Source organism: Psychromonas sp. L1A2 (assembly GCF_009828855.1).
In the GTDB taxonomy this organism is placed as follows: domain Bacteria; phylum Pseudomonadota; class Gammaproteobacteria; order Enterobacterales; family Psychromonadaceae; genus Psychromonas.
The window spans coordinates 127896-154167 of record NZ_WUAG01000001.1 but is presented as its reverse complement, the minus strand read 5'-3'; the positions used below and the strand labels follow the sequence as shown (position 1 = coordinate 154167).

General features: G+C 38.2%; 18 protein-coding genes, 1 tRNA gene and 3 rRNA genes. 7 read left to right on the top strand and 15 right to left on the bottom strand.

The features are described from left to right. Nucleotides 1–54: 54 nt before the first annotated feature. The 5 genes from GQR59_RS00620 (at nt 55) to GQR59_RS00600 (ending at nt 5645) form a co-directional block, all read left to right on the top strand. Nucleotides 55–1383, top strand: coding sequence for an isochorismate synthase (locus GQR59_RS00620; RefSeq protein ID WP_160060243.1), 1329 nt, complete (start codon nt 55–57; stop codon nt 1381–1383). Nucleotides 1384–1393: 10 nt separating this feature from the next. Further along, nucleotides 1394–3157 (top strand): 2-succinyl-5-enolpyruvyl-6-hydroxy-3-cyclohexene-1-carboxylic-acid synthase, encoded by a 1764-nt coding sequence (gene menD / locus GQR59_RS00615; protein WP_160060242.1) that lies wholly within the window; start codon nt 1394–1396, stop codon nt 3155–3157. Continuing rightward, complete coding sequence (gene menH / locus GQR59_RS00610; protein ID WP_160060241.1) at nt 3144–3929, top strand: 2-succinyl-6-hydroxy-2,4-cyclohexadiene-1-carboxylate synthase; 786 nt, start codon at nt 3144–3146, stop codon at nt 3927–3929. The genes menD and menH overlap by 14 nt, the downstream gene beginning before the upstream one ends. 32 nt (nt 3930–3961) lie before the next feature. Further along, nucleotides 3962–4804, top strand: a complete 843-nt coding sequence (gene menB / locus GQR59_RS00605; RefSeq protein WP_201287995.1) for a 1,4-dihydroxy-2-naphthoyl-CoA synthase — start codon at nt 3962–3964, stop codon at nt 4802–4804. A gap of 238 nt (nt 4805–5042) precedes the next feature. Then, the gene (locus tag GQR59_RS00600; RefSeq protein WP_137297998.1) at nt 5043–5645 is read left to right on the top strand and encodes a peroxiredoxin C; all 603 of its coding nucleotides are present in this window, start codon (nt 5043–5045) and stop codon (nt 5643–5645) included. A 139-nt stretch (nt 5646–5784) separates the two neighbouring features. On the opposite strand, the gene GQR59_RS00595 is transcribed toward GQR59_RS00600, so the two are convergent. Further along, the gene (locus GQR59_RS00595; RefSeq protein ID WP_160060240.1) at nt 5785–6090 is read right to left on the bottom strand and encodes a c-type cytochrome; all 306 of its coding nucleotides are present in this window, start codon (nt 6088–6090) and stop codon (nt 5785–5787) included. A 56-nt stretch (nt 6091–6146) separates the two neighbouring features. After that, nucleotides 6147–6776 (bottom strand): carbonate dehydratase, encoded by a 630-nt coding sequence (gene can / locus GQR59_RS00590; RefSeq protein WP_160060239.1) that lies wholly within the window; start codon nt 6774–6776, stop codon nt 6147–6149. 52 nt (nt 6777–6828) lie between these two features. Between can and GQR59_RS00585 the strand changes: the two genes are divergently transcribed. Together GQR59_RS00585 and crp are read left to right on the top strand one after the other, a co-directional pair. Beyond that, complete coding sequence (locus tag GQR59_RS00585) at nt 6829–7059, top strand: YheU family protein (protein ID WP_160060238.1); 231 nt, start codon at nt 6829–6831, stop codon at nt 7057–7059. 226 nt (nt 7060–7285) lie between these two features. Further along, on the top strand, nt 7286–7924 hold the full coding sequence (gene crp / locus GQR59_RS00580; RefSeq protein ID WP_160060237.1) for a cAMP-activated global transcriptional regulator CRP: 639 nt from the start codon (nt 7286–7288) through the stop codon (nt 7922–7924). Nucleotides 7925–8005: 81 nt separating this feature from the next. Here crp and GQR59_RS00575 read toward each other — a convergent pair whose 3' ends face one another. From GQR59_RS00575 to norR, 13 genes are all read right to left on the bottom strand, one after another. Then, nucleotides 8006–8251, bottom strand: coding sequence for a hypothetical protein (locus GQR59_RS00575; protein ID WP_160060236.1), 246 nt, complete (start codon nt 8249–8251; stop codon nt 8006–8008). A gap of 1011 nt (nt 8252–9262) precedes the next feature. Then, nucleotides 9263–9378 (bottom strand): 5S ribosomal RNA (gene rrf, locus GQR59_RS00570). Between the two features lie 159 nt (nt 9379–9537). Further along, nucleotides 9538–12425, bottom strand: a 23S ribosomal RNA gene (locus GQR59_RS00565). Between the two features lie 403 nt (nt 12426–12828). After that, a tRNA-Glu gene (locus GQR59_RS00560) sits at nt 12829–12904 on the bottom strand. Nucleotides 12905–13009: 105 nt separating this feature from the next. Further along, nucleotides 13010–14554 (bottom strand): 16S ribosomal RNA (locus GQR59_RS00555). The 16S, 23S and 5S rRNA genes sit together here with 1 tRNA gene alongside, the layout of an rRNA operon. A 734-nt stretch (nt 14555–15288) precedes the next feature. Further along, the gene (locus tag GQR59_RS00550; RefSeq protein WP_160060235.1) at nt 15289–16341 is read right to left on the bottom strand and encodes a polysaccharide lyase family 7 protein; all 1053 of its coding nucleotides are present in this window, start codon (nt 16339–16341) and stop codon (nt 15289–15291) included. Between the two features lie 480 nt (nt 16342–16821). Further along, on the bottom strand, nt 16822–17109 hold the full coding sequence (gene ppnP / locus GQR59_RS00545) for a pyrimidine/purine nucleoside phosphorylase (protein ID WP_160060234.1): 288 nt from the start codon (nt 17107–17109) through the stop codon (nt 16822–16824). Between the two features lie 455 nt (nt 17110–17564). Continuing rightward, nucleotides 17565–18935: an FAD-dependent oxidoreductase gene (locus GQR59_RS00540; RefSeq protein WP_160062300.1), complete on the bottom strand. Its 1371-nt coding sequence runs from the start codon at nt 18933–18935 to the stop codon at nt 17565–17567. A 62-nt stretch (nt 18936–18997) separates the two neighbouring features. Next, complete coding sequence (locus GQR59_RS00535) at nt 18998–19303, bottom strand: 4Fe-4S dicluster domain-containing protein (protein WP_160060233.1); 306 nt, start codon at nt 19301–19303, stop codon at nt 18998–19000. 34 nt (nt 19304–19337) lie between these two features. Then, nucleotides 19338–19688, bottom strand: a complete 351-nt coding sequence (locus GQR59_RS00530) for a cupin domain-containing protein (protein ID WP_160060232.1) — start codon at nt 19686–19688, stop codon at nt 19338–19340. A gap of 325 nt (nt 19689–20013) precedes the next feature. Further along, the gene (locus GQR59_RS00525; protein ID WP_160060231.1) at nt 20014–22146 is read right to left on the bottom strand and encodes a molybdopterin-containing oxidoreductase family protein; all 2133 of its coding nucleotides are present in this window, start codon (nt 22144–22146) and stop codon (nt 20014–20016) included. Nucleotides 22147–22337: 191 nt separating this feature from the next. After that, nucleotides 22338–23813 carry a MocR-like pyridoxine biosynthesis transcription factor PdxR gene (gene pdxR, locus GQR59_RS00520; RefSeq protein WP_160060230.1) on the bottom strand — a complete coding sequence of 492 codons (1476 nt, stop codon included), beginning with the start codon at nt 23811–23813 and terminating at the stop codon, nt 22338–22340. 626 nt (nt 23814–24439) lie between these two features. After that, nucleotides 24440–26035: a nitric oxide reductase transcriptional regulator NorR gene (gene norR / locus GQR59_RS00515; RefSeq protein ID WP_160060229.1), complete on the bottom strand. Its 1596-nt coding sequence runs from the start codon at nt 26033–26035 to the stop codon at nt 24440–24442. Between the last annotated feature and the right edge of the window lie 237 nt (nt 26036–26272).

Here is a 26272-nt window from a genome sequence, read left to right as displayed (position 1 = left end):
GGTTAATATCGCGCTACATTAACAAACATAAATGGATAAATATACCGCTGACTTATGAACCAAGACACGTACCAATTTCAACTAATCCAAGAAGAATTAATACAGCAATTACAATCATTTAGTATTGTTCATGGTCAATATCCTGATAGAAATTTAAATGTTGTAATTAATGCGATTCCTTTGCTTCCTTTATTAAAAGGACAAAACATAGCTATTCAGCAAGACCCTAACTTATTACCTCGTATTTACTGGCAAAATAAAGAGCAAAATAGAACACTCGCCAGCTTCGGAGCCATTGAGAAACTAGATCATATACCTAAAGCAACTAACGATGAATTTTATTTAGGTGGATTAGCATTCCAACAACAAGGAGAGCAATGGCAAGATTTTCCCGCCACTCTATTTATTCGTCCGTTAATTGTATTTCAAGTACTACAGCAAGAACAACAACAACAACAAGAATATAAAGTGATATTTCACTTTAATGGTCGTAATTCAATTCAAGACTCAATTAACACGCTTAAATCATTAAATATTCCACGCCCTTTAGTACCATTCACACCACAATTATTAGCACGTCAAGATACGCCAAACAAAGAGCAATGGGCTGGTTTAGTCGAGCTAGCAATAGAATATAAAGCCTTGTTACCTAAAGTGGTGTTATCACGACAAACCGAAATATGCTTCGATGCGCCTATCGACACCTGGGATATGATGGCTCTATGGCAACAGGCTAATCCAAATAGCTTTCATTACTTGTTACAATTCTCTAGTCAACACAGTTTTATGAGCTGTTCACCTGAACGTTTATTTTTACGTCAATATCAACAAATAACAACAGAGGCGTTGGCCGGTACGGTTAATAGAGGACGCAATCAACGCGAGGACGATCTGTTATTACAAAGTTTATTAAATGACAAAAAAATAGATCGAGAAAACCACATCGTTCAAGAATTTATTATTGCTAATTTAAAACAACTCAAAGCACAAGTCACATGCTCACCCGCCCATGTAATGCAATTACAAAATGTGCAACATTTATGTGTTCCGATCAAAGCACAATTAACAAAAAACACGCAAGATAGTCATCTATTACATAAATTACACCCGACACCAGCAGTAGGTGGAATTCCTAAATTGCCTGCATTGCAATTTATTAATGATAACGAACCTTATAATAGAGGTTGGTATGCTGGAGCGGTTGGTTGCATCAGTGAACATGAAAGTGACTTCAGTGTCGCAATACGAAGCGCTTTAATTAGTGAAAATTGTATTAAATTATTCGCAGGAGCAGGTATTGTCACAGGTTCGATTGCAGAGCAAGAATGGCAAGAACTCGATAATAAAATACAAACTATTTTAACGATATTAGGTACACAGTAGAGGACTCTCGATGGCGCAGGTAGAGAAACACAGTACCTTCACTCATAAGCATCACAATATTAATTTGTTATGGGCCAATTTATTTATTGAAGAATTAGTACGCCATGGTATTAGTGATTTTTGTATTGCGCCAGGTTCACGCTCAACACCGTTAACCTTAGCGGCTGCTAAACACCCGAAGACTAAAACACATGTACACTTTGATGAACGTGGTTTAGGGTTTCTTGCATTAGGATTAAGCCAAGCATCTGCCAAACCTGTTGTAGTGATCGTCACATCAGGAACCGCCGTTGCCAATTTATATCCGGCAGTTATAGAAGCTAAGCAAAGTCATGTCCCACTTATTATCATTTCTGCCGATAGACCACCAGAATTGATCGACTGCACGGCTAATCAAGCAATTGAACAACACAAAATCTTTGCCGATTACCCTGTATTTTTTTGTCAAATACCAAGCCCAACAACATCTATTAAAAGCAATTTTTTATTAACAACCATTGACCAAGGTTTGTTTCAGCAGGATATGACGTTAGGTCCAATCCATTTTAATATGGCGTTTACCGAACCTTTTTATCCTCAAAATGAAACAATAGATTTCAACACTTATTTAAGTAGCTTAAAAGGATGGGATACTCACCAATTTCCTTTTACTGTGTATCATCATGCTAATTGCCCTGCGCAACATAACTCCCTTTCAAGCAACGTATTTCCAGAAAGCCAAAAAATCGACTTAAATGCACAAAAGATACTAGTTGTTGTAGGCCGTATTAAAGATAAAAAGCAAGCATTGGCGATTGAACGGTTTTGTATCCAGTCGAATTTAGTATTGTTTTCAGATGTTCAATCGCAACTACAGGGCTCACCTCATAATATAAATGGGTATGACTTATTATTAGAGAATGAAAACTTTAAGCAACTAGTACAACAAACCGATCTTATTTTACAGTTTTCAGATCATTTAGTAAGTAAACGTTTAAATCAACTTATCAGTTCATCTACCGCCACTATTTGGGAAATATCAGAGCATAAACAAAGACTTGATTCTAACCACTGTGTAGGGCAACGTTTTGTTATCCATCCAAGCAATTTCGTTACACAAACGACTAATAGTAAAAGTATTGATAACACTTGGTTTAATAAGGTAAACAGCTATAAAACCACGTTAACGACCATCACCAATGAATATGTAACAGACAATAAAATCAGTGAAATTAACTGTACAGCTTATATGCTTAATCAAAGTACTGACAATATAGTATTGGCTAATAGTATGGCCATTCGCTTGGCCGATATGTTCGCACAAACAGAGGCTCATATTTATAGTAATCGAGGGGCAAGTGGCATTGATGGATTAATTGCAACGGCAGTCGGTATTGCTAAAAATAATGGGGCTCCTACGAGCTTGTTAATTGGTGACACCTCTTTTTTATATGATTTGAATTCTCTCATTTTATTAAAACAATTACAGCACCCCTTTGTGATTGTGCTATTGAACAATGATGGTGGCGGTATTTTTAATTTATTACCCGTTCCTGAATCTGAGAAACAGGCGTTTTATCAATTACCACATGGGTTAACCTTCAAAAATACCTGTGATCAATTTTCAATTCGTTATCAACAACCGGCTACCTTCTCTGAATTTAAAACCCATTACCAAGATGCACTTATTACCAAAGACAATAAAACAACGTTAATTGAAGTGTGTGTCAGCAATCAATTAACCGCAATTCAGTTACAAGCTATCAAGGAGCAGTTACAACATGCCATTATATAGTGAACAACAAGGTTCAGACCAAAATCCCACTTTAGTTTTCTTACACGGATTTTTAGGTAACAGGGAGGACTGGCAAAGTACGATTGAAGAACTTAAAAATAATTTTCATTGCGTCACTATCGACTTACCCGGTCACGGTCGTTCGGTTAGTAGTGCTGTTGCATTAGAAGATGGCTTTGGTAGTTGCCATCGACTGATTAAATTTGCTTTAGATACATTAAATCTTAAGTCTTTTACATTAATTGGTTATTCATTAGGTGGACGAATTGCATTAGATTACGCGCGCACGCAAAACGATCCTCGATTAAAACACTTAATATTAGAGTCTTGTCATGTAGGATTAGATAACGATCAAGATAAACAAAAGCGTTATCAGTTTGATCTTCATTGGGCGGAACGGTTTTCAACACAATCAATCGAAGAAAGTTTATATCAATGGTATGAACAGCCTATTTTTGATGACTTAAGCGATCAGCAAAAGGATGCCACAATTGAAAAAAGAAATTATAATTATGGTGTGTTTTTAGCTAACATGTTGCTTTCAACCAGTCTTGCCAATCAACAATGTGCACTCCCCTTTTTAAATAAAACAACCTTACCTATTTCTTATTTTTACGGGCAAAAAGATACCAAATTTACAGGTATAGCAGCACTCATTCCACAAACAATAAATATAAAAACTCAATGTTTTCATGGTCTAGGTCATAACACACACCAACAAGACCCAATAAACTACGCGAACAACATTAAACATATTCTTTTAGATGATTAATAATTTTACCTAATTTAATGATGGGAGCCGCGATGAACGAATCAGACCTATATGCAAAAATACAATGGCAAGCTAGCCCTTTACCATTTGAAGATATTTATTACCATAAAGCAGATGGCATCGCCAAAATAACCATCAACCGTCCACAGGTTCGTAATGCTTTCCGGCCACATACTGTCAATGAAATGATGCAAGCAATGAACGATGCACGATATGACTCAGAAATCGGCGTGATCATTCTAACCGGTGAAGGTGATTTAGCCTTTTGCTCTGGCGGCGATCAAAGTGTACGTGGTGACTCTGGTTATAAAGATGAGCAAGGTGGTCATCATCTAAATGTACTCGATTTTCAGCGTCAGATCCGTACTTGCCCTAAACCAGTGATTGCAATGGTTGCAGGTTACGCAGTAGGTGGAGGACATGTTTTACATATGATGTGTGATTTAACCATTGCCGCTGACAACGCCCAATTCGGTCAAACAGGTCCTAAAGTTGGTTCTTTTGACGGCGGCTGGGGAGCCAGTTATATGGCACGTATTGTAGGCCAAAAGAAAGCACGAGAAATCTGGTTTCTTTGTCGGATGTATGATGCACAAGAAGCTGTCGATATGGGATTAGTTAATACGGTTGTGCCATTAAATGAGCTAGAGCGAGAAACCGTAAAATGGTGCCGTGAGATATTACAAAATAGTCCAATGGCTTTACGCTGTCTCAAAGCAGCACTCAATGCCGACTGTGATGGTCAAGCAGGTTTACAAGAATTAGCAGGCAATGCAACTATGCTTTTCTATATGAGTGAAGAAGGTCAAGAAGGACGAAATGCCTTTAATGAAAAGCGTAAGCCAGACTTTAGTAAATATTCAAGAAATCCATAATTGATTTTCTTTAATAAATATTTAACACTACTCATCTAAGATAAATCCGTACACTAATTGTACGGATAGCCCTTAATATGTTTTTAAATACATCGAATTTAAAACATATTAATAGCTAATCTCTATCAAGTTAATTGATAAAACAATTCCATAAACCATTAATTTAACGCATCATAGGCGGTTATGGCTAATCAACACTGCCATTACAACATTTTTAATTAATATATAGGAAAATCCCATGGTATTAGTAGGCAAGAAAGCTCCGGACTTTACAGCAGCAGCAGTATTAGGTAACGGCGAAATTGTAGACAGCTTCAACTTAAAAGAATTCTCAAACGGTAAAGAAACAGTAATCTTCTTTTATCCATTAGATTTCACTTTCGTATGCCCTTCTGAACTAATTGCTTTTGACAAGCGCTTTGGTGATTTTCAGGCTCGTGGTGTTGAAGTTATTGGTGTATCAATCGATTCACAATTTTCTCATAATGCATGGCGTAACACTGCTATCAATGATGGCGGTATCGGTGCAGTTCAATACCCACTAGTTGCGGATGTTAAGCACGAAATCTGTAAAGCATACGATGTTGAATTAGAAGAAGCAGGTGTTGCATTACGTGGCTCTTTCTTAATCGACAAAAATGGTGTTGTTCGCCATCAAGTAGTTAATGATCTACCTTTAGGTCGTAACATCGATGAAATGCTACGTATGGTTGACGCATTACAATTCCATGAAGAGCACGGTGAAGTTTGTCCTGCACAATGGGCAAAAGACAAAGCTGGTATGGAAGCTTCTCCTGAAGGCGTAGCAAAATACCTATCTGGTCACTCTGACGACCTATAGTCAATTCTGCATTTGATTATTAATAAAATGGCCTCTTCGAGGCCATTTTTGATTGTGCAAACTATTCTTTATGATTTGAATTAACGCACCGCTTAATAAAAAAATTAAACAGCATTTATAAAAAATAACATTAAGTAAATTACTTTAATGATGAATAATAGGCAGCAAGATTAGCGATATCGTCATCACTTAATAAAGTAGCTTGTCCTGTCATAACAGCAGACATTCCACCTTGACGTTGATTCGCTTTATACGCTTTCAATGCAGAAACAAGGTAAGCCTCTTTTTGTCCCTTCAGATTAGGGTAAATCGGTATAGCCGATACACCTTCAGCACCATGACATGCAGCACACACTGCAGACTTAGTTTTACCCGCATCAATATCAGCGGCATTAATAAATAAAGGAAGTCCTACAAATAATAATCCAAGTAATTTTTTGTTCATTTTAATCCCTTTTAAAAACCATCACTTTATATCTTTCTAATTTAATCATTTATAAATTAGTTGATATGATATAAATCATTAATACTATCAATATTGTCAAAATTAACTTTTAAATCTTTTAGACGGCCATTTTTCACCGAATATATCAAACCATGTACCGTTAAATCTTGTTCTCTTGCCCAAGCATTTTGAACACATGTGGTATGACATACATTTTTAACTTGCTGTATGACATTAAGTTCAGTCAAATGATCTAGCTTTTCTTTTTCACTCATTGCGACAGTAAACTGCTCGCAATGATTAACATAAACATCTTTAATATTTCTTAACCAACAATCAATTAACTCGAATGATTTTTTTTCCATCGCAGCACGAATTCCACCACAATCGTAATGTCCGGTAACAATAATATGCTTAACCTTTAATACATCAACGGCATACTTAATCACTGACATACAGTTCAAATCTGTATGAATGACTAAATTAGCAATATTACGGTGTACAAAAACATCACCAGGCATCAAACCTAATAACTGATTCGCAGGTACCCGACTATCTGAACAACCTATCCATAAATATTCAGGTGATTGTTGCTCTGCCAAATGTGAAAAAAACAGAGGATCTTCTTCTAAGATATCAGCAGCCCATTGCTTATTGTTTTTTAGTAAATCTTCCAACAAACTCATACTTCACCTGCAAATTAATGTATTGTTAAATAAAAGACTAAATGAGCCCTTTATGAGAATACCTTATCAACAACTTGATGAAACGACATTAAATAATTTAATTGAACAATATATTTTACGAGAAGGTACCGATTACGGAGAAGTTGAATTCTCATTACAAGAAAAGACCCTGCAAATTACACAGCAGATAAAAAATGAAGATATTTATATTATGTATTCAGAATTAAATGAGAGTGTTACTTTGGTGAGTAAACAAGAGTTTCAACAGACACAAGTAAAATGAGTTTATTTAGTTTTTTGTTAAAATCAGTGTGCTCTAGTACATAATTTAAAAGCAAGGATATAAATAACCCTTATTTATGACAAAGATCTAATTTATTGCACAACTAATACTCATAAATATTACAGAGTTTGAAAAAAAAACGATACAATTCATACATAACTAATTTTTAGTGCAAAAAATTAAAAGAAATAGCGATTAGCTATTCACTACAGACAAAGGGAAGTTTATGATCATTACCAAACCTCAAACCGATCCAACGTTAGAATGGTTTTTATCACACTGTCATACACATAAATACCCAGCAAAAAGCATGCTAATTCACGCAGGTGAAAAAGCTGATACTTTATACTTCATTGTTAAAGGTTCTGTTGCTGTTGTGATTAAAGATGAAGATGGAAAAGAAATGATTCTATCTTACCTGAACCAAGGTGATTTCATCGGTGAATTAGGCTTATTCGATAAAGAAGAAAGCCCAATTCGTAGCGCATCAGTAAAAGCTAAATCTGCATGTGAAGTTGCAGAAATTTCTTACAAGAAATTTACTCAGCTAATTACTGTAAACCCAGAAATTTTAATGCGTCTTTCTCGCCAAATGGCAAATAGACTACAAGTTACTAGCCAAAAAGTAGGTAACTTAGCATTCTTAGATGTAACAGGACGTATTGCAAACACATTATTAGATTTAGCTAAACAACCAGATGCAATGACTCATCCAGACGGTATGCAAATTAAAATTACTCGTCAAGAGATTGGTCAAATCGTAGGTTGTTCACGTGAGACTGTTGGTCGTATTTTAAAAATGCTAGAAGAGCAAGGTCTTATCTCTGCTCATGGTAAAACCATCGTTGTATTCGGTACACGTTAAGCGTATCTAAATATAGTAATAAAAAACCGCTTCATTGCGGTTTTTTATTTTATAAAACAAAAAAGAAATATAAAGAATAAGCTAGTGCTTACGAGCCCCATTACGCACCAAATCCTGGCCTGTTTGAAAGACTTCTTCTGTTACCCAACGTGTCAATAGCAGTTGATGCTTATCATCCAATACAGCTACAAATCTACGCCCATCTTTATTATTGGTAGCCAGTGCTAAACCAGATACATTTGATAATCCTAACCCACCACTTTCCACTAGGATTAAAAAACTTTCTAAGGCTTCCAAATTAGTGATGATCTCTGTTTCATTGCCCATATTTAAACTCTCTTATTCAACTCAGTAATTTAAAAGATCTTATAGCAATTTCACTGAATTACGAATGAATCTTCTTTATCAACAGAGAATACAAGCTCCATTCAGAGCCCACAAGGTAATGTATTATAAAAAGTTAATCACGCCCTCTATTCCCCTCAATAGTACCAATAGCACTACAATTTTATTGTTTAAGTAACATTTTTAATGAGCATAAATAAATATTAATCAGTTAGCTTTACCTTAAATTTTTACATTAATACCAATTTTATTAAATAAGCGCTCTAAATTTTACGTAGGGAAAATGACTTCGTTAATAGTCTGTCGGAGAATTAATACCAAAAGAATTAATAAGGTGATCATTCTTGCTGGTTAAAATCACTCCTAACTGCGTTGTGAGTTTTGAAGTGAGAACAACTATCTCCTGCAACTCACGCCTTATTAGTGTTAATTTTTCCTGCGCAATCTCTGATCACTTATTTAATTCCATTGGTATAATTCTTTAATGGCTGTTCCCTTTACGAAATTTACAACGAAGAAATAAGTTATTTTAATAAGTAAAGTAGATCAGTTAATTAATGCGATTGGTATAACTATCTGAATTGGTATAATAAAAGCATTAATATTAATTGTGGAATATTAAATATGACTAAGTAAACACACTAAAACCCTGCAGGCTAAAGCAAGCGCCCCAAAGTCAAAAAATAGACTTGTTTCTGAGTAATAGAATTTTCATTAATAGCTATATTTCATCCATTAACTTCAAAGCTCTAAACACTAAAACAAAAAAATCTCTGTTGATGTCAGTCAACAGGGATTATTCATGTATTTGAGGTTTATCGGCACTTGGTAATGGAAAGGCGTCGCAGAGCGAGGGTCCTCATAAACCGAGTCTGCCGACTCATTATCCCAACTTTCTATATTGGTCATTATTATTAAACAACCAAATTATTAAATCACCAAAACGAAAAAATCCCTGCTGACGTTAGTCAACAGGGATTGTTCGTATTAGGCGCTTGGCAATGACCTACTTTCACATGAGGAGACCTCACACTATCATCGGCGCAGCTGCGTTTCACTTCTGAGTTCGGCATGGGATCAGGTGGTACCACAGCGCTATTATCGCCAAGCATAAAAAATAAATTAGAAAAGCTAATAGTCGATATGTTCTAATTCTGAAATTGTTTTATCTTACAAAATTTAACTATGTAAATATACTTCACAAGCGCTAGTTTAAAGAGATTCCACTCTATGTGTCTTGGTAAACACCAACACCACTTAGGTGTTGTATGGTTAAGCCTCACGGGTAATTAGTACAAGTTAGCTCAATACATTACTGCACTTACACACCTTGCCTATCAACGTTGTAGTCTCCAACGGCCCTTTAGGGAACTTAAAGTTCCAGTGAGAACTCATCTTGAGGCTCGCTTCCCGCTTAGATGCTTTCAGCGGTTATCGATTCCGAACGTAGCTACCGGGCAATGCATCTGGCGATACAACCCGAACACCAGCGGTTCGTCCACTCCGGTCCTCTCGTACTAGGAGCAGCCCCTCTCAATTCTCAAACGCCCACGGCAGATAGGGACCGAACTGTCTCACGACGTTCTAAACCCAGCTCGCGTACCACTTTAAATGGCGAACAGCCATACCCTTGGGACCGACTTCAGCCCCAGGATGTGATGAGCCGACATCGAGGTGCCAAACACCGCCGTCGATATGAACTCTTGGGCGGTATCAGCCTGTTATCCCCGGAGTACCTTTTATCCGTTGAGCGATGGCCCTTCCATTCAGAACCACCGGATCACTATGACCTACTTTCGTACCTGCTCGACGTGTCTGTCTCGCAGTTAAGCTGGCTTATACCATTGTACTAACCTCACGATGTCCGACCGTGATTAGCCAACCTTCGTACTCCTCCGTTACTCTTTAGGAGGAGACCGCCCCAGTCAAACTACCCACCAAACAGTGTCCCAAACCCCGATTCAGGGGCCATGGTTAGAACTCAAAACATACAAGGGTGGTATTTCAAGATTGGCTCCACGTCATCTGGCGACAACGCTTCAAAGCCTCCCACCTATCCTACACATGTAGGCTCTAAGTTCACTGCTAAGCTATAGTAAAGGTTCACGGGGTCTTTCCGTCTAGCCGCGGGTACACAGCATCTTCACTGCGATTTCAACTTCACTGAGTCTCGGGTAGAGACAGCATGGCCATCATTACGCCATTCGTGCAGGTCGGAACTTACCCGACAAGGAATTTCGCTACCTTAGGACCGTTATAGTTACGGCCGCCGTTTACCGGGGCTTCGATCAAAAGCTTCGACCTAAGTCTAACCTCATCAATTAACCTTCCGGCACCGGGCAGGCGTCACACCCTATACGTCATCTTACGATTTAGCAGAGTGCTGTGTTTTTAATAAACAGTTGCAGCCATCTGGTATCTTCGGCCTCTAGCAGCTTAGAGAGCAAGTCTCATCACCGCCAAAGGCGTACCTTCTCCCGAAGTTACGGTACCATTTTGCCTAGTTCCTTTACCCGAGTTCTCTCAAGCGCCTTGGTATTCTCTACCTGACCACCTGTGTCGGTTTGGGGTACGATCCTTTATTATCTGAAGCTTAGAGACTTTTCCTGGAAGCATGGCATCAATGACTTCAGTACCTTAGTACCTCGACATCGTATCTCAGTGTTAGTAGAAACCCGGATTTACCTAAGTCTCCCACCTACATACTTGAACCTGGACAACCATCGCCAGGCCCACCTAGCCTTCTCCGTCCTCCCATCGCAATAATAAAGGGTACGGGAATATTAACCCGTTTCCCATCGACTACGCCTTTCGGCCTCGCCTTAGGGGTCGACTCACCCTGCCCCGATTAACGTTGGACAGGAACCCTTGGTCTTCCGGCGGGGAGGTTTTTCACCCCCCTTATCGTTACTCATGTCAACATTCGCACTTCTGATACCTCCAGGATGCCTTACAGCTTTCCCTTCGACGGCTTACAGAACGCTCCTCTACCACGCATATAAATATGCGTCCGCAGCTTCGGTGATATGTTTAGCCCCGTTAAATCTTCCGCGCAGGCCGACTCGACTAGTGAGCTATTACGCTTTCTTTAAAAGATGGCTGCTTCTAAGCCAACTTCCTAGCTGTCTAAGCCTTCCCACATCGTTTCCCACTTAACATATACTTTGGGACCTTAGCTGGCGGTCTGGGTTGTTTCCCTTTCCACGACGGACGTTAGCACCCGCCGTGTGTCTCCCATGATTGCACTTGTTGGTATTCGGAGTTTGCAAAGGGTTGGTAAGTCGGGATGACCCCCTAGCCTTAACAGTGCTCTACCCCCAACAGTGATACATGAGGCGCTACCTAAATAGCTTTCGAGGAGAACCAGCTATCTCTTGGTTTGATTGGCCTTTCACCCCCAGCCACAAGTCATCCCCTAATTTTTCAACATTAGTGGGTTCGGTCCTCCAGTTGATGTTACTCAACCTTCAACCTGCTCATGGCTAGATCACCAAGTTTCGGGTCTAATCCCAGCAACTATTCGCCCAGTTAAGACTCGGTTTCCCTACGGCTCCCCTAAACGGTTAACCTTGCTACTGAAATTAAGTCGTTGACCCATTATACAAAAGGTACGCAGTCACGGAATAAATCCGCTCCTACTGCTTGTACGTACACGGTTTCAGGTTCTATTTCACTCCCCTCACAGGGGTTCTTTTCGCCTTTCCCTCACGGTACTGGTTCACTATCGGTCAATTAGGAGTATTTAGCCTTGGAGGATGGTCCCCCCATATTCAAACAGGATTTCTCGTGTCCCGTCTTACTCGTTTTCACTGTAAAGAAGTTTTTGTGTACGGGACTATCACCCTGTACCGTGGCACTTTCCAGAGCCTTCCACTAACTTTTAAACAGCTTAAGGGCTGTTCCGATTTCGCTCGCCGCTACTTTCGGAATCTCGGTTGATTTCTTTTCCTAAGGGTACTTAGATGTTTCAGTTCCCCTCGTTTGCTTCGACTAGCTATGTATTCACTAGCCGATGACACTAAGTGCCGGGTTGCCCCATTCGGAATTCCAGGATATAACGCTTGTTATCAACTCCCCTGGACTTATCGCAGATTACCACGTCCTTCATCGCCTCTAATTGCCTAGGCATCCACCGTGCACGCTTATTCACTTAACCATACAACACCTAAACAGTGTCTAATGTGTATGTTGTTCCAAGACGCTTGTGACTCATATTTTACATATGAAAAACAATCGTTTTTCGTGCACCTATCAATCTTACGATTGAGTAGATACGTACTCACATTACGGTAACGAATTACTATAATGTGTGCTTTTTATTTTGCTTGATTACAGTATCTAATTTAACTACAAGTAGTTATTTTAAATACTGAGAACAATTTCGTTTATATTTATCACATCAATCAACTTACTCTGTAAAACAGAACTAAGTCATTGTTATTATGTGATAAATAAGAACATTTATCAGCTTTCCTAATTGTTAAAGAGCAGTGTTAAAAACACTTAATAATCATTCTAAGCAAGAACAGTTATTAAGTATCTTTTATTAAAGTAGTAGTTGGTATCCCCAAGGGGATTTGAACCCCTGTTACCGCCGTGAAAGGGCGGTGTCCTAGGCCTCTAGACGATGGGGACCCGGAACCTACTTTGCTTTCTAATCAGTCTAATCAAACAATCTGTGTGGGCACTCATTATTACTTGCGCCAATGTACCGAAATACAAAGGATGTGTCTCTTTACGTAAGGAGGTGATCCAGCCCCAGGTTCCCCTAGGGCTACCTTGTTACGACTTCACCCCAGTCATGAACCACACCGTGGTCATCGCCATCCCCGAAGGGTTAAGCTAATGACTTCTGGTGCAGCCCACTCCCATGGTGTGACGGGCGGTGTGTACAAGGCCCGGGAACGTATTCACCGTGGCATTCTGATCCACGATTACTAGCGATTCCAACTTCACGGAGTCGAGTTGCAGACTCCGATCCGGACTACGACAAACTTTAGGAGATTCGCATACCATCGCTGGTTAGCAGCCCTTTGTATTTGCCATTGTAGCACGTGTGTAGCCCATCCCGTAAGGGCCATGATGACTTGACGTCGTCCCCACCTTCCTCCGGTTTATCACCGGCAGTGTCCCTAGAGTTCCCGGCATAACCCGCTGGCAAATAAGGATAAGGGTTGCGCTCGTTGCGGGACTTAACCCAACATTTCACAACACGAGCTGACGACAGCCATGCAGCACCTGTCTCAGAGTTCCCGAAGGCACTCATCAATCTCTTGGTGATTCTCTGGATGTCAAGGGATGGTAAGGTTCTTCGCGTTGCATCGAATTAAACCACATGCTCCACCGCTTGTGCGGGCCCCCGTCAATTCATTTGAGTTTTAACCTTGCGGCCGTACTCCCCAGGCGGTCTATTTAATGCGTTAGCTTTGAATCCCACGGCATATAGCCACAAAATTCTAATAGACATCGTTTACTGCGTGGACTACCGGGGTATCTAATCCCGTTTGCTCCCCACGCCTTCGCGCCTCAGCGTCAGTCTTTGTCCAGGTGGCCGCCTTCGCCACTGGTATTCCTTCAGATCTCTACGCATTTCACCGCTACACCTGAAATTCTACCACCCTCTACAAAACTCTAGTTAACCAGTTTCAAATGCAGTTCCAAGGTTGAGCCCTGGGATTTCACATCTGACTTAATTAACCGCCTACGCGCGCTTTACGCCCAGTAATTCCGATTAACGCTCGCACCCTCCGTATTACCGCGGCTGCTGGCACGGAGTTAGCCGGTGCTTCTTCTGCGAGTAACGTCACAGATAAAACCTATTAAGATTTACCCTTTCCTCCTCGCTGAAAGTGCTTTACAACCCGAAAGCCTTCTTCACACACGCGGCATGGCTGCATCAGGCTTGCGCCCATTGTGCAATATTCCCCACTGCTGCCTCCCGTAGGAGTCTGGACCGTGTCTCAGTTCCAGTGTGGCTGGTCATCCTCTAAGACCAACTAGGGATCGTCGCCTTGGTAAGCCATTACCTTACCAACTAGCTAATCCCACTTGGGCTACTCTTATGGCGTGAGGCCCGAAGGTCCCCCACTTTGATCCGGAGATGTTATGCGGTATTAGCAGTCGTTTCCAACTGTTGTCCCCCACCATAAGGCATATTCCCAAGCATTACTCACCCGTCCGCCACTCGTCAGCAAAGTAGCAAGCTACTTTCTGTTACCGTTCGACTTGCATGTGTTAAGCCTGCCGCCAGCGTTCAATCTGAGCCATGATCAAACTCTTCAATTTAAAGTTTAATTTGCACTTAATTAAAAGTGCGACTCAATACTACTGACTAAAACTTACTGCTAATGACTTATATAAATATAAGCAATTAACAATTTATTATTCTGAAATAATGAATTATTTCGTGTGTCACTATTATTGATGTTGCCTTTACAAGAAAGGACTTTGATTTTTTTGAAATCACATCAACAACAAGTGCTCACACAGATTGTTTGATTAAATTGTTAAAGAGCGTGCCTTTCGGCTAGGCGGCGTATATTACGCGCCTTTCGAACAATGTCAACGTCTTATTTTAACTTAATTTCAAACCGAAGTTCGAATCGTTAAAGCGTTTCTTTTATTCTCAGTCTTGGTTAGTGGCTTGCGCCTCCGTCCTTGTCTGTGCGGCGTATTATAGGGATAGCGAAACTATTGGCAAGCGTTTTATGACGATTAATTACAACAAAAGTGTCAAGTGATTAATTAAGCAACAATACGAGGGGTTTTCAATCAATAATGGGAGGTTTTAATCGTTTAAAATGGGATCTAATATGTAATTAATATCGATATTAACAATCCTTAATCATTCATTAAACATAAATTCGTTAATTTAGACGTGTTAGATCTTAAATTACTACTGATTATTTATAAAAATCGTTTATTCATCTTTCATAATTTGTAGCCTTTCATTTTTTGAAAGGCTACATAATTATTTATTACTCTATTATTTGTTGCTCTATTATTTATAGACCTGTTATTTATTGATTTAAGGTTAATTGATAAAAACTGACTTTTGCGTAATCCCCTGCTGCAATACCATTATTTGAACATTCTGAAGATCCGACATTACATTGGTTGTAGTTACCCGCCTTAAAGTACATCCAATCATTAGCATAACCTTCGTCGTACTCATTTTCTTGGTAATGTGCTTTTGATAAATCTACTACAAATTTTTTAACAACTTCATTTGTCTCGCCAATATTCTTTTTGAAGGTTAAATGCATAATGCTGTCTTCGACATTCACATCGTATGAGAATACCTCTCCTAATTTGATACCTTCAACTGGATCATCCGATCCTGTACGGAGATCATAAGCGCCTAGTACATTATGATAGATATCTTTACGCTTTGAATAATTATCACCTGTCGCATTTATTTCATATCTCCAATATAGCGATCCATATTCATGTCCAGGTAGTTTACGATAGACAATCTTAAGCGGTTCGTTCTTTGATGCATGTATTTGACCGATAACAGTTGAGAAAGCACCGTTCTTTTTATCATTACCGCTAGTGCTTACCCAATCAACCGATAAAGTGGCTGATAACTCACCACCAATTGAACCGTAAGTTTCCGCTTTTGGATTAGCAGCTAATGCGAAGTTGTTTTTTGGATCTTTATAAGAATCAGCCAACATTGCACGTAATTCACTACGAGCATTTTTACTATTTGGTGTTGTCATCGCTTTATTAGGTGTAGCGAAGACCATTGCCCCTGTACTTTTATCTGTATAGAACCAATCAGAGTGTGAATATGGATTAACTTGATCACCTAGTTCTTGAGCAGAAATCTCCATGACTTTCCCTGCACGACCTGGTTTATCGTCTTCCATTGGTATATTGATTTTCCATTTCGTTAAATCAAAGTTTTGAGATGGTGCTTTAGTAGGATCAAGTTTTGCTATTAATGCGAGAGTATTAGCCGTTGGCGGCATTGCTTTTGACACAACGGCTTCACTTTTGAGATTGTCATTACTTACACAACCAGTCAGAAGACTTGCCACGATCACACCTAAATATAATTTTTTCATTCTATTACCTGCTTCATCTATATTGAGAAAATAATTCAGCAGGCAATTTATAATACTATTGTATGATTATTTGTGACCCTCTTAGAAAATATCAATAATCTACAGCTAACTCGCAGAACATCATTACGTTTTGTTAACTAGATAACATTAGGCAACCTATTATAGTATTCGCTTTATATAATAAGACTCTATCCTCTCCCAATTGCTTTTAAATTCAGATACAAAAATTGATAATGTTGAGGTAGATAGGTTTGAGCTAGATAGTGTTGAAGTATATTGATTAGCGATAAGGATTAAGCAGTCTTTTGATTACAACTTCACTATTGTATTGAGTTGAGTCACACTGAATTAAAGCTTATTAAATGAAAGAGAATTTGCTCAAAGCAGTGAATAAAATCGAAATTGATTATATTTAGAAACTAAAAAAGGAGCCTTAGCTCCTTATAATGACTTTTATAGAGTCACTTTACACCTAAATCTTTATTTTTTATAAAGGCATAGGTATGCAGTTTGTACTACTACTTTTACATCAAAGCTAGAATTTGCTTCAACTTCAAATGTTTCACCTGCGTTATATGTTTTCCATTCTGTTGTATCAACAAGTCTAACCGTTAAGCTACCGCTAACAACAGTCATGTATTCATATGCTTCAGTACCGAATGTGTATTCACCAACTTCCATCACACCAACTGTTGCAGGTAATGTTGCAGTTTGGAATGCGATCGATTTTACATTACCGTCGAAATATTCATTTGCTTGAAAACTCATTTTAATCCCTTTTTATGTATAAACAGATATAACATTGCGCGGTGATTATGGCGAAGCTAAAATTAAAACTCAAGTAAAGCCTTTTATCTAGTATGAATGAACCTAAATTAACTCATTACAAAAACATAATAATATAATCATTTCAATCTAAGTTTATAACCGACTGGTTACTGTTTCATGAAAAAGTGATGACAATCAAAACCAAGTAACGATATAGTTTATCAATAAACTTTTACCTTAACATCAGCGAAAACTTTTTTGCTAACCATTTCCTTTCTCTACTTATTAAATATACAAACGAATTATTTCGCTGTTTTATTTATGTCTAACTATTTTATTTTTAAAAGAAAACGATAACAAAAATTTATATTTATTAAATACTCTAATTCACGAAAAACAACTTCTCATGTAGTGCTATTAAATGGAAAATAAGTCAACGCTATTACCTATTTCTATTATTTCATATTAGCAACTTGTAATAACTCTGATATGTTAGTTATTTTTTCCCTTGGTTTCTCTTTGGAAAAGCCTTTTTGAACCTCTAACTTGTCAATTTTAGACCAGTCAGCATAGGATATTATATGGCCCCCTTTTTCTTTTATTTCGCGCAATGAAAGCTCTACATCTGTAAGTGAGTCTTTTTTAATAATAAGCGCAGGAAGATCGTCTAATAATGAGCTAATCGTTTCAATGCTATCAGCACGATTGGTACCAATAATTCCACTAGGACCTCGCTTTATCCAACCTGTTACATAAAGACCATCTAAATGTTGTTCATCTTCATTAACTACTCGCCCATTTATATTAGGAATAATTGCTTTCTTTTTATCGAAAGGCACACCTGGAAGTGAAACCCCTTTGTAGCCAACACTACGAAAAACTAAACCACATTCAAGGTTCTCGTTATGTTCTGATACATTTGCAATTTGATTAAAAGGCTGTCCTGATAATTTATTTTGAGCTAACTTTAAACCTGTAACAGCCTTATCTCCTAATATTTCTATGGGGCTCTTTAAGAAATGAAAATAACACTGTTTGTTTTTTTCTTTTACTTTATTAATGGACAATTGATGGAATAGTTTAATATTTAGTACGCTATTTTTATTAGACTTATCTGCTAACTCTTGCTCACTCTCCTGATTTAGTTGCAAATCAACAGGATCAATAACAATTTCACACCTTTCCAGTTCGCTTAATTCTCTCAACTCTTTGTTTGAAAACTTTGTTTGTGCAGGGCCTCGCCTACCAACTATATGAATCTCTTTAATTTTACTCTTAGATAGAACGTCAATCGCATTCTGAGTTATATCCGTTTTTGCTAATTCATCCACATCTTTAGCAAGTATACGACATACATCCGCAGTGACATTTCCTTGCCCAATAATGACACACTTTTCATGGCTCAAATCAAACTGGTGATGTTGATGTGCAGGGTGCCCGTTATACCACCCAACAAATTCAGTTGCGGTATAACTACCTTTCAGGTTTTCACCTGGTATATCCAGTGCTCGATCCGTTTCTGCACCAATAGCAAAAATTATCGCGTGATAAGACTGTTTTAGCGATTCAACAGAAATATCATTTCCGATATGAATGTTTCCAAAAAATTGAAATGCAGGGTTAGCTGCAATTTTTTCGAATACCTTGATAACTTGTTTTAGTTTAGGGTGATCTGGTGCCACACCACTTCTAACCAAACCAAAAGGCGTTGGTAAACGATCAAACATATCTACATCTATTGGGAAACTGGACTTTAACAAAGCCTCTGCAGCGTAGAATCCACTTGGGCCACTTCCAATGATTGCTATTTTTAACCTTGATGACATGACTTGCAATCCTTTTTCTAAAGTCGTTCCTCCAATATCTGGAGGACGATTATAAGGTTTAATTAAAATCCTAATTCACTTTTTCTGTGTTCTGCCGTTGATAACGGTGCTTGTGCTTCAGAAATGACGGGTAAAATTTGAGAGCGTTCCTCATTAATATCTATCCATTCTTCCAGCTCATCGGGTAGTGTCGCAACATCATGTATCGCCTGCACAGGACAGGCGGTTTCACAAGCGCCACATTCAATGCATACATCAGGGTTGATATACAACATTTTTTCATCAAAATGAAAGCAAGATACCGGACAAGACGAAACACATTCGGTAAAACGACAAGCATTACAATTATCAGTGACAACATACGGCATTAGATTTCCCTCTCTTTATTTACTAAACTTATTCTTATAGTTCGCCAAATTTTCTCTGTGCGACATAAAACATTAAACCTGATGATGGTGTACTGAAAATGACTTTAGCGCCTTTAGAGAACTGAATTAAATCCCCTGCAACTAACTCATGTGAAGTACCTTGTTCATCTTCAACAGTAACCTCTCCCTCTAACACAATTTTCATCTCATCATATTTATATGTGAAATCTAAAGGATTACTTTTATCCAAACGGAACATACCGGCAGCTATTGGGCTTGTAGTATTATCAGAAGCAGTAACATCGGTTAAATATGCTTTAATTCCTGGTATATCCAACAATGGAAGATCTGTACCAATAACATCCTTAAGAACTTTTACAGTCATTTTGTTTTCCTTTTTAATACTGATACATAGATCAGTGTAGATTTTTTTATTTACGGGTTTACATCCGGAAAAGTTGATTAATTAAATAAGCTCTAACAAAGCTGGTAATAAATTTAGGCAATTGAGCAGTTCATATGTAGTACCAATCTATTTATATTGGTTGGTACCGATCGGATAAACAGCTTATAAATCAACTAATTCCTCATAAAACACCTTTTAGCTAGCATCAAAAAATGCCCGATAAGACTTTCGATAGTTGGCAATACAGTAGAGTCTTTTACTGTATTGTTTTTTACTATACTAATAGACGTTAGCCACCGGCTGCTTATCCAACGGCTTCCACTTGAACTAAAGTGTCAAAAAATCTAGGTGCATGTCCCATATCAGAAAACTCTGCCGTAGCAATTACATTACAGGTGCCTTTATTTAATTGACGCCAATAACCTAAGGTTGTAATGATTAACCCTTGATTGACATCCACACTTACCTTCGCTTTTGCTTCCAATGCCCCTCGATCATTGAAAATCCGAACCATATCTCCATTAGCAATGTTCCGATCATTAGCATCTTCATTACTAATAAGAATAAATTGTTCGCCCTGCCCTCTGATTTTATGCTTCATATTGGCATAGCTAGAATTTAAAAAACCATGGCTTTTAGGAGCAATAATATTTAGAGGATATTTACTCGCTAACTCTGGATTCGCTTCATGGGTTTCTTTTGAAGGAAGGTAATCGGGAAGAGAATCAAGTGGTTCAGCATTTCCTGGTTGAAATTCTGTATACATCTGACGAAATGGCTCTATCACAAAATTACCATTAGCTGCAGTTTCCGAGAAAAATTCACATTTTCCTGATGGCGTTGGAAAATTTCCTTCTTTATGTGGCGCTCGAGTATCAACAGGACCAAGATTGTAACGATGAAAACCATGCTTACGGAGGTATTCAAGATCAAAGCCATCACATTTAGGAGAGTCCCATTCAATAAAGTTCTCTAAACATTCCGAATCAGACCATTTAAATTGCTCTTCCTCGAATCCCATTCCAGCAGCCAATCGCCTAAAAATTTCACTGTTAGATACCGCTTCTCCGGGTGGATCAATACATTTTGTGTTATGAACGCAGTAGTTATGTCCCCATGACAATATAATATCTTCCATTTCCGCTCCCATCGCTGCAGGCAAAACGATATCTGCATAAGCAGCCGTGTCAGACATAAAATTTTCTGCTGAAACCAAAAATAAGTCCTCACGTAAGAGGCCTTCAATAATTTTATCGCCTTCAGGGGCCTGGGTTACAGGATTCGTATTCCAACACATCATCGATTTAAGAGGGGGGTCTAGAGGAATTTCACCAGTTAATGCACGACCAATTTGTATATTGTTTACAACTCTGGTTCCTTTAGGAATGAGATCTGGTCGAGACATGACGTTTAAAGCGTACGGATGCTCCCAAAATGTCATTTGATACATACCGCCTCCAGCTTTTCGCCATGCACCAACTAACGAAGGAAGGCATGAAATAGCACGTATAGCTTGGCCACCTCCCCAGTTCTTTTCAACAGCAACACCTATACGTATTGCAGCTGGGCTTACCGTTGCATACTCTCGAGCAAATGTACGAATTTCATCAACTGATAACCCTGTTATTTCTGCCGCCCATTCAGGCGTACGTTGTTTGGCTCTCTCTGCTAACTTATCGAAACCGACCGTATGATTATCGACATAATCTTGATCTTGTAACCCCTCATCTATAATAACGTTCATCATTGCCATCGCTAGGGCTCCATCAGTACCAGGTTTGATACGAATATGCCAATCAGCCTGTTTAGCTGTACGAGAACGATAGGGATCTATTACGATGACTTTAGCGCCTTGTTGTTGAGCTTTTACAACAAAATGCCAAGCATGTAAGTTGGTACTAACACTATTACACCCCCATATAACAATATATTTAGCATACTGAAAGCTTTCTGGATCTAATCCGTTAGTTGGGCCATTAGTCAATGCCCAAGCCGTTGCAGAACCCTCACCACAAAATGTTCTTTCACACACTGTAGCCCCGAGTTTATTAAAAAATGGGTCTCCGCCATTCAAACCATTTACAACGCCTTGATGGCCTAAATAGCTATATGGAATAATGGCCTCAGCGCCATACTCATCAATAATTGATTTCCATCGACTGGTTATTTCACTTATTGCTTCGTCCCATGAAATTCTTTCAAATTGCTTAGTTCCTTTAGGGCCTACTCGGCGCAAAGGGTATTGCAGTCGATCTGGATGATAATGCCTTTTTTCAAAATCTTTTACCTTAACGCAAAGGCCTCCGCGAGTATAAGGGGAGTTTTCATTACCTCGAACTCCAAGTAAATTTCCATCTTCAACTTCGTAAACCATCGAGCAACTATCAGGGCAATCATGTGGACATGCACCGTAAAACTCTTCCTTTAATTTAGTCATTTTATTTTCCCTTATACTAGTTTTATCCATAATGTAAGAGCTATACTATGACTTAATGAAAGCAATAGTTTAGTGCCATTTAGTTTAAAGTTTATGGTTCCATTCATTTGAATTTTGTTAATAAAGCCACTAAATTTACAATGTCTGTTGACCTACTTATTTGAGATAGAAATCGATAACACATCAAATTTTTATAACGAACTCTGTTTTAATTCACTAACAATTCTACCTATTCCTTCACTTATATTTTCTTCTGATATAGCCCCGTAGCCTAGCAGTAGCAGGCGGTTACACTCTTTAGCGTAATCCCAATTACATATAGAGTCATGCCATAAGTTATAAACGCCAACGTTTCTATTAAGCATCAATTTTTGTAATTGATTAGCATCTGGGGCCCACTCAGGAAGCTTCCAAACCAAATGTGTCCCACACTCAGTTCCTCTTAGTTCAACTTCTCCAAGTTTTTCTGTTAATTCTTTAATCAAACGATCACGACGATTACGATACAAGCTGCGAAGGCGTTTTAAATAGTTATCGTAACTACCACTGGCAATAAAATCAGCCAATACAGCTTGGTCTAACCATGGCATGCCATAATCTAATAATTTTTTACAACTTATCGCTCCATCAACGAGGCTTGGTGGAAGAATCATATAACCCACCCTTAAACCTGGCCCTAGGGTTTTGGAAAAGGATCCAAGATGAATAACGCACTCATTATTATCGAGAGCTTTAAGGGCTGGCAATGGAGCACCTTCATAACGAAAGTCACTATCGTAATCTGTCTCGACTATATAACTGCCAACTTCAGTGGCCCATTCAATCAAAGCTTTTCTATCTTTAATTGACATCACAGTCCCCATTGGGTATTGGCGAGAAGGTGTAATAAAAGCGAGGCTCACATCTTTTTTTGGAAGCTTATTCAAGACAATGCCATTTTTATCAACTGGAACAGGAATAAGTTTGGCACCATAGTTTTGGAATAAATATTTAGCCCCTGTATAACCAGGAGCTTCTATTAATACACCCGTTCCCTTTCTCACAAATAATTGTGAAACAATATTTAACCCCTGCTGTATCCCCGTAACAATAAAAACCTGAGAAGGATCAACTACAATTCCTCTTGTAGAACCAACTCTAGTAGCAATAGCAGTTCGTAACTCCCCCAGACCCATTGGCTCTCCATATCGAGTCATATTTGAGCCTAATGTACTCAATCTATTATTAATAAGTCGTCGCCATGCTTTAGTCGGGAAAGAGTGAGGGTCTGTCCTCTCCAATTGAAAATCACATACCAATTCTCTTTTTTTGGAGGTGTATTGATGAATTTCTTGTTTAATTTCTGGAAGATTTAAGTCAATATCTGAAGGCTCTTCTCCCAGACTTAATTGACTATTATTAGCGTTAACGCCTATTGTTCTTTCAGGTAATGTAGTACAAACATAGGTCCCTGAACCGACTTGTGAATATATATATCCCTGATCTGTTAATTTATCGTAGACCCCTTTAACAGTATTTCTGCTAACGTTTAAGAGAACGCTTAATTCTCGACTCGAAGGCAGTCGAGCACCACAACTTAGTCTCTCTGTCACGATTAGGTCTTGTAATTGTTCAAATATTTGTTCCTGCAGCGATCGAGCAGGGTCAATTTCAATCGAAAGTTCCATAATTTTTTATATTCGCTATTTATTATAATTCCCGTTTAATAGGCAGGCAGATAAAACAGCAGTGCCAATATGTAAACGTTATCTTTGCTTATATAAAACCCGCGAATTTTAATGTCATTACAGTTGTGACAAACAGATCTTTTAAATAATGGCTCAATAAGCCTCATTTTAAGCGGTTAATGTTGAATAGTTGTATTAAACTGATGAATAGAATATTCGACAATTAGACTGCAAAAAGCAATTTGATCATCTTTCTTCTCATTAATGACTAATTTAGTTAATCAACATAAATATAAAGCAATGTTTACGCCAGCTTTACAAGAAACTATTAACTATTGATTTTATTGAAAATTAATTAAAAATAAGGACGTAATACTTTCAATGACTTTGCACTGTTATCTTTCAGGTATAGATCCTCGCACTAATTTGATGCGAGCGAAGAAGTACATGGAATAGACTCATTGCAACCTTGTAAAATAAAATAATGATGCTTAATTTCTATCTACAAAATTGATTAACAATGTAACTCAGCCGCAATTTTAAAGAGAATATAATCGAGCTTAGTGTTCAAATTGAACTACAAAAGAAAATAAGCGCTTAGTAGATGGCTAGCAGCACAACATTATTTATGTATTTAAGTTAAGGCGTTTTAATAGGCGATGTAAATTAGCGGGAAACATACCAAGCTGTTTAGCAGTAATAGATAATTTTTTATTATTCTCTAAGTACACTTTCTGCACTACCTGATATTGAAATTGCTCCATAATCTCTTTCAATGTCCCTCCCTCCTTTACAATGTCGTGTAACTCGTTAGTTTGTAAATCAGTAATGCTTTGTTCCTGTTTTGAAAGCGGGAGTATTTGAGTTGAAAGTGAAATAGTCTCACTTTGATACGATTCTTTTTGAAAATGAAAATGGTTTGGATGAATACTAATATGCGCTTCATTAGACTCTGATTTTGCAATCACTGCCGCACGGTATATGGCATGCTCTAATTCTCTTACATTTCCTTCCCACGCATGATCATGAAGTAATGGCAAAACACTATTATCAATTTGAATACTAGCAACGTTAAGCTTATGGGAGCAACGCTCTGCAAAAAATCCAGCTAATAAAATAACATCATCGCCACGATCTCTTAAAGGTGGCACAAAAATAGGAAAGACACTTAAGCGATGATATAAGTCAGAGCGCATATTGCCTTTCTTAACTTCTTCATGCATCACTCTATTCGTCGCAGCAATGATCCGTACATCAACTTTAATATTACTATCGTCACCAACACGTTGAATATCACCATACTGTAATGCTCGTAATAGCTTTGCTTGTAAGGTTAAAGAGAGTTCGCCAATTTCATCTAAAAAAAGCGTGCCTTTATTCGCTAATTCAAACTTTCCTTTTCGGTTACTGATTGCCCCGGTAAAAGCGCCTTTAATATGCCCAAAGAGTTCACTTTCAGCGACTGACTCTGGTAGAGCAGCACAATTTAAATAAACAAAGGGCTGTTTATTTCTTTGCGATTGCCTAAAAATAGCATGAGCCACCAGCTCTTTACCTACTCCTGTTTCTCCCATAATCAATACAGATAAATCTGTCGAAGCTACTGCGTCAATATGAGATTTCAAGGTTAAGATACTTTGAGATTGCCCAATCATATCTTGCTTACTTAAGTTTAGCGGCGATGTTCTTGATGTGTTGGAAGGTAAACCTGCATTACGCTCAAGTTTTTCCATTAATAATGCAGTGTTTAAACTGTTAGAAGCTAATGCGCTAACCAATCGTAAATAGTCATTATCAAATTGTTCAAATTGCGTAGGATTAAATGCATCGATAGTCAACGCCCCAATTAAACGGCCTTCGTATAATAGAGGTAAACCAATACAAGCATGCACCTCTAAATATCCTTGATGATTTGGGATTAATCCATCATAGGGATCGGGTAAGTCACTATCACTCGGAAAACGCACTATATCTCCAGCACGTGCAATCGCTTCAAATCGAGGATGTTGTTCAATCATAAAACGACGCCCTAATACATCGGCACTCAAGCCATTAATGGCCAAGGGAATAAAATGTTGATTTTTATATAGAAGAAGCGCTGAAGCATCACATTTTAATATATTACGCAGCGTTATTAATAAACGTTCAAAACGATCCTGCTCAGAAATACTCGAGGTAATATCTACTGCAACCTGTAACCATTCATTATTTCTTTTTGTCATTTTATTTTAACTCGCTTTATTTCATTGAAAATATCATGGCCACATAAAACCTGATTGTGTCAGTCAATTCGCTATTGTCATGCTTTGTAGGGCTGCACAAACATTATCATTCAGATAAATGATTATCTTGATGACAAACAATAAATTATCAGAAAGATAAATTAAAATGTTACTGAATTAAAAAAACACCAAATAACAACAACTTAAAACAAATCATAAATTGGCACGCTGCCTGCA